Raw genomic sequence first — 14,233 nt, 5'->3', positions numbered from 1 at the left:
CAGCAGTGAGCACCGACGATCTTCCCCTCGCCTCGTCCGGCGGCTGCGGCGACGGCTGCGCCTGTGGCGCCGCCGCCGACGGCCTCGACGAGGAATACCTGGAGTGCGGGCTCGACCCCGCGCTCGCGCAGCTCCTGGCCGACGCCGGGCTCGACCCCGTGGAGGTCGAGGACATCGCCAACGTCGCGATCCAGGAGGACCTCGACCACGGCGTGGACGTGACGACCGTCGCGACCATCCCCGAGGACGCCGTAGCCACCGCCGACTTCGTCGCGCGCGAGGCGGGCGTCGTGGCCGGCCTCAGGGTCGCCGAGGCGGTCGTCTCGGTGGTCTGCGAGGACGAGTTCGAGGTGGAGCGGCACGTCGAGGACGGCGACCGGGTGGAGGCAGGACAGAAGCTCCTGTCGGTCACCACGCGCACGCGTGACCTCCTGACCGCCGAGCGCAGCGCGCTCAACCTGCTGTGCAGGCTCTCCGGCATCGCGACCGCCACGCGCGCGTGGGCGGACGCGCTGGAGGGCACCAAGGCACGCGTGCGGGACACCCGGAAGACGACCCCCGGGCTCAGGTCGCTGGAGAAGTTCGCGGTGCGCTGCGGCGGCGGGGTCAACCACCGGATGTCGCTGTCCGACGCGGCGCTGGTCAAGGACAACCACGTGGTCGCCGCCGGTGGCGTCGCGCAGGCCTTCAAGGCCGTACGGGAGGCCTTCCCGGACGTGCCGATCGAGGTCGAGGTCGACACCCTGCACCAGCTGCGGGAGGTCGTGGACGCGGGCGCCGACCTGATCCTGCTGGACAACTTCACGCCCGGCGAGTGCGAGGAGGCCGTCGCGCTCGTGCACGGGCGGGCCGCGCTGGAGGCCTCCGGGAGGCTGACGCTGGACAACGCGCGCGCGTACGCCGACACCGGGGTCGACTACCTCGCCGTCGGCGCGCTCACCCACTCCTCGCCGATCCTGGACATCGGGCTCGACCTGCGCGAGGCGGAGTAGTCGCGATGCTCCTCACGATCGACGTAGGCAACACGCACACCGTCCTCGGGCTGTTCGACGGCGAGGACATCGTCGAGCACTGGCGGATCTCCACGGACGCCCGCCGCACGGCGGACGAGCTGGCGGTGCTGCTCCAGGGCCTGATGGGCATGCACCCGCTCCTCGGGGACGAACTGGGCGACGGCATCGACGGGATCGCGATCTGCGCGACCGTGCCGTCCGTGCTGCACGAGCTGCGCGAGGTGACGCGGCGCTACTACGGCGACGTACCGGCCGTGCTGGTCGAGCCCGGCGTGAAGACGGGGGTGCCGATCCTCACCGACAACCCCAAGGAGGTCGGCGCGGACCGGATCATCAACGCGGTGGCGGCCGTCGAGCTGTTCGGCGGCCCCGCGATCGTCGTGGACTTCGGTACGGCGACGACGTTTGACGCGGTGTCCGCGCGCGGGGAGTACGTCGGCGGGGTCATCGCGCCCGGTATCGAGATCTCCGTGGAGGCGCTCGGGGTGAAGGGGGCGCAGCTGCGGAAGATCGAGGTGGCCCGGCCGCGGAGCGTGATCGGGAAGAACACGGTCGAGGCGATGCAGTCCGGCATCGTGTACGGCTTCGCCGGGCAGGTCGACGGGGTCGTGGGCCGGATGGCCCGCGAACTCGCGGACGACCCGGACGACGTCACCGTGATCGCCACGGGCGGTCTCGCGCCGATGGTGCTGGGGGAGTCGTCGGTGATCGACGAGCACGAGCCCTGGCTGACGCTGGTGGGGCTGCGGCTGGTGTACGAGCGGAACGTGTCGCGGATGTGACCCGCCGGGCTGTGGGGGCCGTCGGGGGCGTGGACCGGCATTGGTGTGGCCCTGTCGCGCCACACCCGTCCGTTATGACGAGTTTGTCTGATTAGCGCGTACTGTCGCCGCATGCCCACGCCATACGGATCCCGCGGCGGCATGGCGTTCGGCGCGGAGGAGCTGCGTGTGCTCCGCCGCGCTCTCGCCCTCGCCCTGCACCCCGCCCCCGCCTCGGCCGAGGACATCAAGGACTGCCACCGTCTCGCCGAGTCCCTCGACGAGGCAGTGCGTGAGGGTGCCCGCCTGCGCGCCTTCCTGGTGGCCGACCTCGCCCGGTACCGCGCCGCGCTGCCCGGCACCGCCGCCGGCTACCTCACGCTGCTGGAGGAGGCGCTGGGTGCCGGGTACCGGCCCGAGCCCGACGACCTCGCCGCGCTGCGGGCGCTGCGCGGCAACCCCGTCGCGGCGGCGCTGCTGAGCCGCTGCCAGGTGCTGGCCGAACGGGACGTGCGGGCCCGCCTCGCGGGCACCACGGGCGCGAGGCGCACCGCGGCGGCCCCGGTGGTCCCGGCCTCCCGTACGCGCCTCCTGGCGCTGCCCGGCGGCCTCTCCGGGGGCCTTTCCGGCGACGCCCGGGGCGGTCCGGCGGAGCTGGACGCCAAGGAGCCGCAGCGCGAACCGCGCAAGGAGCCGGCCAAGCCTCCGGTGAAACCGGCCGAGAAGCCCGCCCCCGCCGCCCCGAAGCCCTCCCGGCCGATTCCCACGCCCGGCGAGGTATTCCCCCGCCGCAAGCCGGCCGAGCCACCGACGAACCCGCAGCAGCAGCTGGCCGCGGGCTGAGCGCCGCAGCAGCCTGCCACGAGCCGAGCACGGGACACCGCCACCGCGGGGCTGCGGGCGGCTGCGCGGTCCGGGCCGCCGAGCGTGCCACCGCGGGGCGGCCGGGTGGGTGCCCAGCCCTTGCGTCCACTCCGCGCCACCGCGGGGCGGCCGGGTCGTCGGTCTTCGCGGCCCTGCGGGGCGGCGGGGCGGGTGGTCAGTCTCTGCCGGCACCCTGCACCAGTGGAGAGGTGTTGGCCGGGCGCGGTCGGCCTCTGCGGTCATCCAGCGCCACCGCGGGGGCGGAGTCGGCCGGACGGCCTGTCCCCGCAGCCGTCCTGCGCCGCCGTGCGGGACAGCCGGCCGCGTCGTCGGCCGGCAGTCGCCGTCGCCACCGCGGGGCAGTCGACCACGTGACCGGGCACCCCGCCCCACCAGCTGGCCGCAGGTTGAGCGCCGGGCACCGTCACCGCAGAGCTGCGGGCCGCGTAGCCCCTCCGCATCACCGCGGGATCGAGCGGCCGGGTAGTCAGTCCCCGCAGCCATCCCGCGCTACCGCGAGGCAGTCGACCGCGTGACCGGCCCCGGTCGCCCCCGCGGGCTTCCGGTGGACCCCGCCCGGGTTGTCCGGTCGCGCGTGGCTACTCTGGACGCATGGACTATGTCTCCGCGCTCGTGCCCCCGGTCGTCATGGCCGTGTTCTTCATCGGTGTGATCCGGGTGATCGTGAAGACCCAGGGCGGGGCGAACAAGGCCAAGGAGGACGCGGCCGTCGACGCCGCGCTCGCGCGCGCGGAAGCGACCAAGCAGGCCGACTGACCGGCCGCGCCCTCGTCGGCGTACGACTCCCGAGCCGCCGTGTTTTCGGAGCCGTACGCCCTTTTTGTTGCTGTTTGGCGTTGAAAGGCCCGTCCGTCACGCCGATAGCCGGATCTCCCACTATTGTGCTGAGGTGTGCCTCGCCCATTGGGAGAACTCGAAGACGCGGTCATGACGCGGGTGTGGAAGTGGAACCGCCCGGTCACCGTTCGAGAAGTCCTGGAAGACCTCCGGCAGGAACGGTCCATCGCCTACACCACGGTGATGACCGTTTTGGACAATCTCCATCAGAAGGGCTGGGTGCGCCGTGAGGCGGAAGGCCGGGCCTATCGATATGAGGCGGTCTCCACACGGGCCGCCTACGCCGCCGCACTGATGAACGACGCCTGGTCGCAGAGTGACAACCCCGCCGCCGCTCTCGTCGCCTTCTTCGGCATGATGAGCGAGGAACAGCGACAGGCCCTCCAGGACGCCGTACGGATCGTCGGTGGACCGACCGTGGAGAACCCCGACTCGGCATCGCGGGGCGGCGAGCGATAGCGTCCGCTCATGTCCGCGAAGAGCCCCTCCGCCGAGAACCCCGAAGTCACCGCAAAAGCCATCACCGTCCGGCGGGCCCGTACCAGCGATGTCGCCGGCATCCGTCGGCTCCTTGACTCCTACGTCCACGAGCGCATCCTCCTCGACAAAGCGACCGTGACGCTTTACGAGGACATCCAGGAGTTCTGGGTCGCCGAGCGGGACGACAACGCCGAGCTGGTCGGCTTCGGCGCCCTGCACGTCATGTGGGAAGACCTCGCGGAAGTGCGCACTCTCGCGGTGAAGCCCGGACTGAGGGGTGCCGGTGTCGGGCATCAGTTGCTGGAGAAGTTGTTGCAGACGGCCCGCTGGCTCGGCGTTCGTCGCGTTTTCTGTCTCACCTTCGAAGTGGACTTCTTCGGCAAGCACGGCTTCGTCGAGATCGGTGAGACACCCGTTGACACCGATGTCTACGCGGAGCTACTGCGTTCCTATGACGAAGGCGTGGCGGAGTTCCTCGGTCTCGAACGAGTGAAACCGAACACCTTGGGCAACAGCCGGATGCTTCTGCATCTGTGATCGTCAAGGGATTCCGGCCCTCGGCCCTGCCCAGGTTCCCTATGTCCGAAACGCGCATGTTTCTGGACGGGGAGGCCCCTGTCGGTCTCTCCCGGGGGTTTGTGTTTTCCCAGCAAAAGCGGTTTGCTTTCCGACGTACTGCAGTACTGCATATATCAGGGGACGGCGAAACGGCGGACGCCGCAGACCCCCGGCCCTCAAGTATTGGATGAAAGGAAATCCGGTGGCACAGAAGGTTCAGGTCCTTCTTGTCGACGACATCGACGGCGGCGAGGCGGACGAGACTGTCACGTTCGCGTTGGACGGCAAGACGTACGAGATCGATCTCACGACCGCCAATGCGGACAAGCTCCGTGGACTTCTCGAGCCCTACGTGAAGGGCGGTCGCCGTACCGGAGGCCGTGCTTCGGGTGGGCGTGGAAAGGCGCGGGCCGCTTCCGGTGGCAGCCAGGACACCGCTCAGATCCGTGCCTGGGCCAAGGAGAACGGTTACGAGGTCAATGACCGCGGCCGTGTTCCGGCGAGCATTCGCGAGGCTTACGAGAAGGCCAACGCCTGATCGGCGGGCTGACGAAGGCCGGGGCCCGCGAAGGCTTATGGCCGAGCGCGCCGCAGCCGCAGCCGGTGGCATTGCGTCGCCACCGTGTTCACGACGCGTACGAGATCGGGGGCCCCACCGCCCCCCAGCGCCGACATCGCCGGCAGCGAGGCCTCGACCTCGCACCCAGGCTCGGGGGGCCGCAGCCATACGGCGGCCCCCTGCAGGGTGCCCGGGCGGCCCAGGACGACAGGCCGCCGGCTCCCGGCCGCCCGGGTTCCCTCCGCGGGCGAGGGCCGCGGCGTGAGCCCGCCCGGTTCCGGGGACGATGGCGGGACGAGGCGTTCACCCCCGCCGGACCCGGACCCCCACCCGTAGTCGGACCCGGACCCCCACCCGTAGTCGGACCCGGACCCCGGACCCGCAGGCCGCCCCGACGGCACCTCCCCGTACCCGCCCGCCCCGGCCTCCGGCGGACGCGGTGCCCGCATCACGCCGCCCGTGCCGACCGCCCATAGGTCGAGCCCCAGCGATCCCCACTCCAGCCAGTCCAGCAGGCCCGGAAGCTCCTCCGCGCTGCCCGCGGCCACCAGGAGCCGCATACGGTCGCCCCGCAGCGCCACCGGAGAGGCCCCGTCGAGGTGGCGCAGGGCCGCCCGGCCCGCCTCGGCCGGGACGTCCAGGACGTCGAAGCGCAGGCCCAGGCGCAGGCGTACGGGAGATTCAGGGGTGGATCCGGGCACCGTGGGCCAGCCCAGTTCGTTCTCGTACCAGCGGCGGACCGGATCGTCGCCACCGGCGGCCGCGTCGAGCGGCCGACGGGGAAGCGGGACCGCGGTGAGATCCGAGGCGAGAGGGGGGTGGCTGCCGACCATGCAAAGTGCAACCGCCGAAAAGACACGAGAGTTACGCTGGGTGTAAGGGTATGTGCGAAGAGTGGCCGAAATGGGGGCGCGCGGGGGTGCGGGGTAGCGCAAGGTTGTTCGCCCATAGCGGAGGGACGGGGGGCGTGCGGCATGGAGTGTCGGTTCGCGCGGGTAAGACATCCCTAGTGGGAGGGGGCGACACGCAGGAAAGGCCGTCTCACGTTCGCCATCGGCGTACTGGCGACTGGGGTAACTGCCTGGCCTGCGGGAACATCGTCTCGCACCATCGGGTTGGAGCAGATGTCGGCGTTCGGGGTCAGGAGGCCATCGACGGTGTCGGCAGTTGGAATGAGCGGTCCCCGCTTGCGGGACTAAGCTGCGGAAGGACAGGGAGGGGAAGTTCCCCCCACTGCCTGACCGCTCTGAGGAGCGATTAACGATGTTCGAGAGGTTCACCGACCGCGCGCGGCGGGTTGTCGTCCTGGCTCAGGAAGAAGCCCGGATGCTCAACCACAACTACATCGGCACCGAGCACATCCTCCTGGGCCTGATCCACGAGGGTGAGGGTGTCGCCGCCAAGGCCCTTGAGAGCCTCGGGATTTCGCTCGAGGCGGTCCGCCAGCAGGTGGAGGAGATCATCGGCCAGGGCCAGCAGGCCCCGTCCGGGCACATCCCCTTCACCCCCCGTGCCAAGAAGGTCCTGGAGCTGTCGCTCCGCGAGGCCCTTCAGCTGGGCCACAACTACATCGGCACGGAGCACATCCTGCTCGGCCTGATCCGTGAGGGCGAGGGCGTCGCCGCCCAGGTCCTGGTCAAGCTGGGCGCAGATCTCAACCGGGTGCGGCAGCAGGTCATCCAGCTGCTCTCCGGTTACCAGGGCAAGGAGACCGCCACCGCCGGCGGGCCTGCCGAGGGCACCCCCTCGACGTCCCTGGTCCTCGACCAGTTCGGCCGGAACCTCACCCAGGCCGCTCGTGAGTCCAAGCTCGACCCGGTCATCGGGCGCGAGAAGGAGATCGAGCGGGTCATGCAGGTGCTGTCCCGCCGTACCAAGAACAACCCGGTGCTGATCGGTGAGCCCGGCGTCGGCAAGACCGCCGTCGTCGAGGGCCTCGCCCAGGCCATCGTCAAGGGCGAGGTGCCCGAGACCCTCAAGGACAAGCACCTCTACACCCTGGACCTCGGCGCGCTGGTCGCCGGCTCCCGCTACCGCGGTGACTTCGAGGAGCGCCTGAAGAAGGTCCTCAAGGAGATCCGCACCCGCGGCGACATCATCCTGTTCATCGACGAGCTGCACACGCTGGTCGGTGCGGGTGCCGCCGAGGGCGCCATCGACGCCGCTTCGATCCTGAAGCCGATGCTGGCCCGCGGTGAGCTGCAGACCATCGGTGCGACCACGCTGGACGAGTACCGCAAGCACCTGGAGAAGGACGCGGCCCTCGAGCGCCGCTTCCAGCCCATCCAGGTCGCGGAGCCGTCCCTGCCGCACACGATCGAGATCCTCAAGGGTCTGCGCGACCGGTACGAGGCCCACCACCGCGTCTCCATCACGGACGAGGCGCTGGTCCAGGCCGCCACCCTGGCCGACCGGTACATCTCGGACCGGTTCCTCCCCGACAAGGCGATCGACCTGATCGACGAGGCGGGCTCCCGGATGCGCATCCGTCGTATGACGGCGCCGCCGGACCTGCGCGAGTTCGACGAGAAGATCGCCGGTGTCCGCCGGGACAAGGAGTCCGCGATCGACTCGCAGGACTTCGAGAAGGCCGCCTCCCTGCGCGACAAGGAGAAGCAGCTCCTGGCCGCCAAGGCCAAGCGCGAGAAGGAGTGGAAGGCCGGCGACATGGACGTCGTCGCGGAGGTCGACGGCGAGCTGATCGCCGAGGTCCTCGCGACCGCCACCGGCATCCCGGTCTTCAAGCTGACCGAGGAGGAGTCCTCGCGTCTGCTGCGCATGGAGGACGAGCTCCACAAGCGGGTCATTGGCCAGGTCGACGCCGTCAAGGCGCTGTCGAAGGCGATCCGTCGTACGCGTGCGGGCCTCAAGGACCCGAAGCGTCCCGGTGGTTCGTTCATCTTCGCCGGCCCGTCCGGTGTCGGTAAGACCGAGCTGTCCAAGGCGCTCGCCGAGTTCCTCTTCGGTGACGAGGACGCGCTGATCTCCCTCGACATGTCGGAGTTCAGCGAGAAGCACACCGTCTCGCGGCTCTTCGGTTCGCCCCCCGGCTACGTGGGCTACGAAGAGGGCGGCCAGCTGACCGAGAAGGTCCGCCGCAAGCCGTTCTCCGTCGTCCTGTTCGACGAGGTCGAGAAGGCCCACCCGGATATCTTCAACTCGCTGCTGCAGATCCTGGAGGACGGTCGCCTGACCGACTCCCAGGGCCGGGTCGTGGACTTCAAGAACACGGTCATCATCATGACGACCAACCTCGGCACCCGGGACATCTCCAAGGGCTTCAACCTGGGCTTCGCGGCCTCGGGTGACAAGAAGACCAACTACGAGCGCATGAAGAACAAGGTCTCGGACGAGCTCAAGCAGCACTTCCGGCCCGAGTTCCTCAACCGCGTCGACGACGTGGTCGTCTTCCCGCAGCTGACCCAGGACGACATCCTCCAGATCGTCGACCTGATGATCGGCAAGGTGGACGAGCGCCTCAAGGACCGGGACATGGGCATCGAGCTCTCCCAGTCCGCCAAGGAGCTGCTGTCCACGAAGGGTTACGACCAGGTGCTGGGCGCGCGGCCGCTGCGTCGCACGATCCAGCGCGAGATCGAGGACACGCTCTCGGAGAAGATCCTCTTCGGCGAGCTGCGTCCCGGTCACATCGTGGTCGTCGACACCGAGGGCGAGGGCGAGACCCAGACCTTCACCTTCCGCGGCGAGGAGAAGTCGGCACTGCCCGACGTCCCGCCGATCGAGCAGGCGGCCGGCGGTGCCGGTCCGAACCTGAGCAAGGAGGCGTAAGCCTCACGGCCGCGAGGCCGACGAGAGGGGCCGGTGCTTTCCAGCACCGGCCCCTCTCGCGTTCTGCCATGGGAGCGGGTCAGGACAACTGGCCGTCGTAGTCCGGGAGTTTGAAGGTCTTCTCGGCGTGGCCGCCCGACAGGTCGGTGGCGCTGTTCCCGATGTTGGCGATGATCGTGTAGCCCTTGTTCTCGATGTCGACGCGCTGGGCGGTCTTGTAGGCGGCGACGTCCTTGAACAGGTCGATGAAGCCGCGGACGTAGAGGCCACCCACCTGGTAGCCGACGTACTTGAGGTTGTAGTCGGTCGCCGAGGCGATGATGCCGGGGCGGGCGGTCACGAAGAACAGGGTCACGCCGTGTTCCTGGGCGTACTTCGCGACGTTCAGGACGGGCTTGTTGGCCGGCGAGGGGTAGCTGAAGCCGAAGTCCGTCTCCAGGGTGGTGTTGTCGACGTCGAAGACGATCGCCTGCTTCTCGCCGGGCTTGGGGGCGGCGATACGCGTCTTCAGGTAGGGGAGAGCCTGGTCCATCACGGCCTGGCAGTCGGTCTGCCAGGTCGCGTAGTCGACGTCCGCTGCGGCGGCCGTGGCGGTCGTGGAAGCGCTCGTGCTGGTGGTCGCGGCCTCGGCCGGTACGGCCAGGGCGACGAGTGCGGCTGCGGAGACGGTGCTTACGGCGATGCGGCGCGCCCAGGGGCGTCGGGTTCTCATATTCGTGGGGGTCCTCTCACGTCCGTATGCCGTTGTCTGGTGCATGTTCGGGGACGAGGGTGGCGCGAGGGGAACCGTAGGGTTACTGGTTGGTAGGAGGCTAGAGGCGTGCGCCACATGGCGTGAGTTTTACCGGGGGGCCGCCGGTGACTTGCCGCACAGGCGATTTGCCCGTTACTAGGCGGAATAGTGTTGAGTTGGGGGCAGGCAATTCGGGTAAATAGGCGGACTTCTCATGTGTGCGCTGCGGGCTATTACTACCATCCGTCGTAGATGGGCGGTTTTGGGGTTTTTGGCCTTCGGGGTTACCAAGGGATGCGCCATCCGGCCGCCGTCGTGCACCGGGTGGTTCCCCTGTCCCCGGCTCCACGAGGTTCCGAATGTTCCAGCGCGTCTCCCCCCGCTCTTCCCGTACGTCCATAACCCGCACCCGGGTGGCCGTCGTGGCCGCGTCCGTCGGTGCGTCGGCCGTGCTGGGGGCCGGAGTCGCCTCGGCCGCGTCGCCCTCGGCGGCGTGGGTCGACCCGGTGAAGAAGTACACGCTCAGTGCCAGCTACGCGCAGGCCGGGGGCATGTGGCAGTCCACCCACAGCGGGCAGGACTTCGCGGTGCCGAGCGGTACGACCGTCGTCGCCGCGCACGGCGGGACCGTCGTCAAGGCGGGTCCGGGCGGTGCCGGTGACGGGTCCGCCTACGGCAACGCCATCGTGATCAAGCACGGCCACGGGAGGTACTCGCAGTACGCCCACCTCTCCCGGATCAAGGTCAAGGTCGGCCAGGTCGTCAAGACCGGTCAGCGCATCGCGCTGTCCGGCAACACCGGCAACTCCAGCGGCCCGCACCTGCACTTCGAGATCCGCACCACCGCGAACTACGGCTCGGCGATCGACCCCGTGGCGTTCCTGCGGGCCAAGGGCGTCAAGGTCTGAGCGTCAGGTTCCGGGTGAGGGGGGCTGGGGCGGTCGGGCGGCTTTGCGCGGGGGTGTACGGGGTCGCGGTCCGGTGAGGGCGGAGAGTGCCGCCGGGTCGCAGTGAGAGGTCGCAGCCGTTCACGTCACCCCTCGGGTGGGTGCGTGAGCCGGCGGCCGGACGCCGGCCCTTCGCGCCGCCTCTCTGCCGAACCGCCGGTGTCGGCTCCACTCCCGACCCGTGGCGTCAGCCGCTGAGGCTGCCTCCGGGCGGCCCGCAGGGGCCAACCGCTCAGCCGCCTCCTCCAGCGGACCCGCAGGCGCCGGCCGCCCGCGCCCCAGGGCCGGTCCGCCGGCACCGCCCCTTCGCTGCACCCCCTGCACCCGCTGCACCCGGGCGCCGGGCACCGCCCCTACCCCTCCCCGCCGCCCCGGTGGGCCTGCGTGACCAGGTCCGTCGCCACCTCCAGGACCGCCTTGCGCTTGGCCTCCGGGTCGGCGGTGATGTCCTGGAGGAAGAACATCCCGGCGTGCAGGGTGAAGATCGCGCTGACGCAGCGGACCTGGTCGGTCAGGTCCGCCTCGGGGTCGACGATGATCTCGCGCAGCCCCTGCATCCGCTCCTTGAAGGTCTCGCCGACGCGCAGTTCGCGGACCGCCGCCTGGTTCTCCTGCATGAAGCGGAACAACGGCGTCGCACCGGCCAGCGTCTCGCTGTAGCGCCGTACGATCTCCTGCTTCGTCTCCAGCGTGTGCGGCTGCTTCCGGCCCCACTCGATCAGGTCGAGGATCGGCTGCGTCAGGTCGTCGAAGATGCTGACGAGGATCTCTTCCTTGGTCTTGAAGTGGTAGTACAGCGCGGCCTTGGTGACATCCAGGTGCTCGGCGATCTCCCGCAGGGACGTCTTCTCGTACCCCTGCTCCGCGAAGAGTTCGAGGGCCACGTCCTGGATGCGCTGGCGCGTGTTGCCGCGGCGCTGCTGCTTCGTGACGTCCATGGTGCCGCCCATCCTCGTGCTCCTCGGCTTTCCATAAAACTTACTTGACGCCCGGCTAGTTAGGCCTCTACCTTCCCCAGTGTAGACAACTAGCCGGGCGGCAAGTAAGTACCCCGGCCGGGGCAGTAGGGCAGTACCGCAGGACCTCAGGGGAGTGGGAACGATGGCGGACACACAGACGGTCGAGACCGAACCGGAAAAGAAACAGCGCAGCGTACGGGTCGTTCTGCTCGCGCTGATGATCACCATGATGCTCGCGATGCTCGACAACATGATCGTGGGCACCGCGATGCCGACGATCGTCGGCGAGCTCGGCGGACTCGAGCACCTGTCGTGGGTCGTGACGGCCTACACACTGGCCACCGCGGCCGCCACCCCGCTCTGGGGCAAGCTCGGCGACATGTACGGCCGCAAGGGCGTCTTCATGAGCTCGATCGTGCTCTTCCTGATCGGCTCCGCGCTCAGTGGCATGGCCCAGGACATGGGGCAGCTCATCGGCTTCCGGGCCGTGCAGGGCCTCGGCGCCGGCGGTCTGATGGTCGGCGTCATGGCGATCATCGGTGACCTGATCCCGCCCCGGGAGCGCGGCAAGTACCAGGGCATGATGGCCGGCGTCATGGCGCTCGCGATGATCGGCGGACCGCTGGTCGGCGGCACCATCACCGACAACTGGGGCTGGCGCTGGTCCTTCTACATCAACCTGCCGCTCGGTGTCGTCTCGCTCGCCCTCATCAGCGTGGTGCTGCACCTGCCGAAGAAGCGCGCACAGGCCCGTATCGACTACCTGGGCGCCGCCCTGCTGACCGTCGGCATCACCTCCATCGTGCTGGTGACCACCTGGGGCGGCACGGAGTACGCCTGGACCTCCGCGCGGATCATGGAGCTGATCGGCATCGGTGTCGCCGCGCTGGTCGGGTTCGTGTTCTGGCAGACCAAGGCGGCCGAGCCGGTCGTACCGCTGCACATCTTCCGCAGCCGCAACTTCACGCTGATGTCGATCATCGGCTTCATCACCGGCTTCGTGATGTTCGGTGCCACCCTCTTCCTGCCGCTGTACCAGCAGTCCGTGCAGGGCGCCTCCGCGACCAACTCCGGGCTGCTGCTCCTGCCGATGCTCGGCGCGATGCTGGTGACCTCGATGGTCGCGGGCCGGATCACCACCAACAGCGGGCGCTACTACGTCTTCCCGGTGCTCGGCAGCGTCCTGATGGTGATCGGGCTGTACCTGCTGTCGACGATGGACACGGGAACCTCCCGGTTCACCTCCGGTGTCTTCATGGCCGTCGTCGGGTTCGGCATGGGCTGCCTGATGCAGATCACCATGCTGGTCGCGCAGAACAGCGTCGAGATGAAGGACATGGGCGTCGCGTCCTCGTCCACCACCCTGTTCCGTACCCTCGGCTCCTCCTTCGGCGTGGCCATCATGGGCGCGCTGTTCAACCACCGGGTCCAGGACGTCATGGCCGAGCGGGGCGGTGCTGCGGCGGCCAAGGTGACCGAGCAGTCCGCGACGCTGAACGCGAAGGGCCTGGAGAAGCTGCCGGCCGCGGTGCGCGAGGCGTACCAGTACGCGGTCTCCGCCGGTACGCACTCGGCGTTCCTCCTCGGCTCGATCGTCGCCGTGATCGCGCTGGTGGCGGCGGTGTTCGTCAAGGAGGTGCCGCTGAAGGGGGCGGGACCGCAGAAGGCGGCGGACGACGCGGCGCCGGCTCCGCTGGTCGAGGTCTGAGCCGAACCGGCTCCTGCGGGACCGAGAGAACCGGAAGAACCGAAGGCCCCCGGATGGTGTCCGCCCCGGGGGCCTTCCCCATGCCCGTCGGCGGAGTCGTCGCCAGGGGTCGATGTCAGTGCCGCGTGCCACCATCGGCTGCATGGACAAAGTGCGGCAGATCCGGCTCGCCAAGGACGCCATGGACCGGGACTGGGCCGATCCCGGGCTCGACCTGGTCGCCGTGGCCGCGCACGCCGGGTACTCGCGGTGCCACTTCCTGCGGGCCTTCAAGGAGACGTACGGCGAGACACCCGGCCAGTACCTCACCCACCGGCGGATCGAGCGGGCCGAGGAGATGCTGCGGAGCGCCGCCCTGATCCCGGCTGCTACGCCATGCTCTGGGCCGGCGGCTTCCCCACCGCGAGAGCCACTGCCAGAGGCCCCGTGAAGACCGCGGCTTCGAACACCAGGAAGACCGCACTTCGAAGAAGCGCCCCACCCCCGCCCCTGCCTACCGTGACGGACAGGAACCCCCGGACGACAGGAGAGCCGAGCCATGATCCAGGGCCTGGGCATCACCACCGCCCGTCGGCGCCAAGGAGCAGGAGGGCGTCGAGCCGGCCCGCCGGCCGAGGCGGGGTTCGATACCGGGCGCCCCGCCGTCGTGGCCTCGACGGGCGTCACGATGTACCTCACCCGGGAGGCGAACGCAGCCACGTTCCGCCTGGTCGCGCGCTCGCCGCGGGATCCACGTTCGTGACGACGTTCATACGGCCGCTGGAGGACGTGGAGCCGGAACAGCGCCCGCAGCTGGAGGTGGCCGTGGCGGGAGCGCGGGCGGCGGGCACACCGTTCGTGAGCTTCTTCCGGCCCGCCGAGATCCTGACCCTGGCCCGCGAGTCCGGCTTCCGCGAGGCCCGGCACGTGGCGGTGGAGGAACTGGACCGCAGCTACTTCGAGGGCAGGACGGACGGCGTACGACCGTCCAGGGGCGAGGAGCTGCTGGTGGCGGCCACCTGAGA

General features: G+C 69.6%; 16 protein-coding genes. 13 read left to right on the top strand and 3 right to left on the bottom strand.

Features of this window, described 5'->3' with window-relative positions; genetic code table 11:
• Positions 1-5 precede the first annotated feature (5 nt).
• From nadC to ACFYZ8_RS19795, 7 genes are all read left to right on the top strand, one after another.
• On the top strand, positions 6-992 hold the full coding sequence (gene nadC / locus ACFYZ8_RS19825) for a carboxylating nicotinate-nucleotide diphosphorylase (RefSeq protein ID WP_388537410.1): 987 nt from the start codon (positions 6-8) through the stop codon (positions 990-992).
• A gap of 5 nt (positions 993-997) precedes the next feature.
• A complete protein-coding gene (locus tag ACFYZ8_RS19820) occupies positions 998-1,795 on the top strand; it encodes a type III pantothenate kinase (RefSeq protein WP_359030816.1) in 798 nt (265 codons plus the stop codon).
• A 141-nt stretch (positions 1,796-1,936) separates the two neighbouring features.
• Positions 1,937-2,617, top strand: coding sequence for a hypothetical protein (locus ACFYZ8_RS19815; protein WP_359030854.1), 681 nt, complete (start codon positions 1,937-1,939; stop codon positions 2,615-2,617).
• A 633-nt stretch (positions 2,618-3,250) separates the two neighbouring features.
• Positions 3,251-3,415 (top strand): hypothetical protein, encoded by a 165-nt coding sequence (locus tag ACFYZ8_RS19810; RefSeq protein WP_037717523.1) that lies wholly within the window; start codon positions 3,251-3,253, stop codon positions 3,413-3,415.
• A gap of 147 nt (positions 3,416-3,562) precedes the next feature.
• The gene (locus ACFYZ8_RS19805; protein WP_359030817.1) at positions 3,563-3,955 is read left to right on the top strand and encodes a BlaI/MecI/CopY family transcriptional regulator; all 393 of its coding nucleotides are present in this window, start codon (positions 3,563-3,565) and stop codon (positions 3,953-3,955) included.
• Positions 3,956-3,964: 9 nt separating this feature from the next.
• On the top strand, positions 3,965-4,513 hold the full coding sequence (locus tag ACFYZ8_RS19800) for an amino-acid N-acetyltransferase (RefSeq protein WP_359030818.1): 549 nt from the start codon (positions 3,965-3,967) through the stop codon (positions 4,511-4,513).
• A 223-nt stretch (positions 4,514-4,736) separates the two neighbouring features.
• A complete protein-coding gene (locus tag ACFYZ8_RS19795) occupies positions 4,737-5,072 on the top strand; it encodes an Lsr2 family protein (RefSeq protein WP_030942666.1) in 336 nt (111 codons plus the stop codon).
• Positions 5,073-5,107: 35 nt separating this feature from the next.
• On the opposite strand, the gene ACFYZ8_RS19790 is transcribed toward ACFYZ8_RS19795, so the two are convergent.
• Complete coding sequence (locus ACFYZ8_RS19790; protein ID WP_388537407.1) at positions 5,108-5,926, bottom strand: SCO3374 family protein; 819 nt, start codon at positions 5,924-5,926, stop codon at positions 5,108-5,110.
• Between the two features lie 430 nt (positions 5,927-6,356).
• On the opposite strand from ACFYZ8_RS19790, the gene ACFYZ8_RS19785 reads away from it, so the two are divergent.
• Positions 6,357-8,882: an ATP-dependent Clp protease ATP-binding subunit gene (locus ACFYZ8_RS19785; protein WP_359030820.1), complete on the top strand. Its 2,526-nt coding sequence runs from the start codon at positions 6,357-6,359 to the stop codon at positions 8,880-8,882.
• Between the two features lie 79 nt (positions 8,883-8,961).
• Here ACFYZ8_RS19785 and ACFYZ8_RS19780 read toward each other — a convergent pair whose 3' ends face one another.
• Positions 8,962-9,594: an HAD family acid phosphatase gene (locus ACFYZ8_RS19780; RefSeq protein ID WP_388537405.1), complete on the bottom strand. Its 633-nt coding sequence runs from the start codon at positions 9,592-9,594 to the stop codon at positions 8,962-8,964.
• Between the two features lie 380 nt (positions 9,595-9,974).
• On the opposite strand from ACFYZ8_RS19780, the gene ACFYZ8_RS19775 reads away from it, so the two are divergent.
• Positions 9,975-10,523, top strand: a complete 549-nt coding sequence (locus tag ACFYZ8_RS19775; protein WP_359030822.1) for a M23 family metallopeptidase — start codon at positions 9,975-9,977, stop codon at positions 10,521-10,523.
• A gap of 392 nt (positions 10,524-10,915) precedes the next feature.
• On the opposite strand, the gene ACFYZ8_RS19770 is transcribed toward ACFYZ8_RS19775, so the two are convergent.
• Positions 10,916-11,512: a TetR/AcrR family transcriptional regulator gene (locus tag ACFYZ8_RS19770; RefSeq protein ID WP_359030823.1), complete on the bottom strand. Its 597-nt coding sequence runs from the start codon at positions 11,510-11,512 to the stop codon at positions 10,916-10,918.
• A 151-nt stretch (positions 11,513-11,663) separates the two neighbouring features.
• Between ACFYZ8_RS19770 and ACFYZ8_RS19765 the strand changes: the two genes are divergently transcribed.
• The 4 genes from ACFYZ8_RS19765 to ACFYZ8_RS19750 all read left to right on the top strand — a co-directional run bounded on the left by ACFYZ8_RS19765 (position 11,664) and on the right by ACFYZ8_RS19750 (position 14,231).
• On the top strand, positions 11,664-13,229 hold the full coding sequence (locus ACFYZ8_RS19765; protein ID WP_359030824.1) for an MDR family MFS transporter: 1,566 nt from the start codon (positions 11,664-11,666) through the stop codon (positions 13,227-13,229).
• Positions 13,230-13,371: 142 nt separating this feature from the next.
• Positions 13,372-13,659, top strand: coding sequence for a helix-turn-helix domain-containing protein (locus ACFYZ8_RS19760; protein WP_388537403.1), 288 nt, complete (start codon positions 13,372-13,374; stop codon positions 13,657-13,659).
• 108 nt (positions 13,660-13,767) lie between these two features.
• Positions 13,768-13,971, top strand: a complete 204-nt coding sequence (locus ACFYZ8_RS19755; protein ID WP_388537402.1) for a class I SAM-dependent methyltransferase — start codon at positions 13,768-13,770, stop codon at positions 13,969-13,971.
• Positions 13,968-14,231 carry a hypothetical protein gene (locus ACFYZ8_RS19750; RefSeq protein ID WP_388537400.1) on the top strand — a complete coding sequence of 88 codons (264 nt, stop codon included), beginning with the start codon at positions 13,968-13,970 and terminating at the stop codon, positions 14,229-14,231. The genes ACFYZ8_RS19755 and ACFYZ8_RS19750 overlap by 4 nt, the downstream gene beginning before the upstream one ends.
• The last annotated feature ends 2 nt before the right edge of the window (positions 14,232-14,233 follow it).

Origin of the sequence: Streptomyces sp. NPDC001668 (assembly GCF_042893155.1) — a bacterium.
In the GTDB taxonomy this organism is placed as follows: domain Bacteria; phylum Actinomycetota; class Actinomycetes; order Streptomycetales; family Streptomycetaceae; genus Streptomyces.
This window is presented reverse-complemented; position numbering and strand designations above follow the sequence as displayed.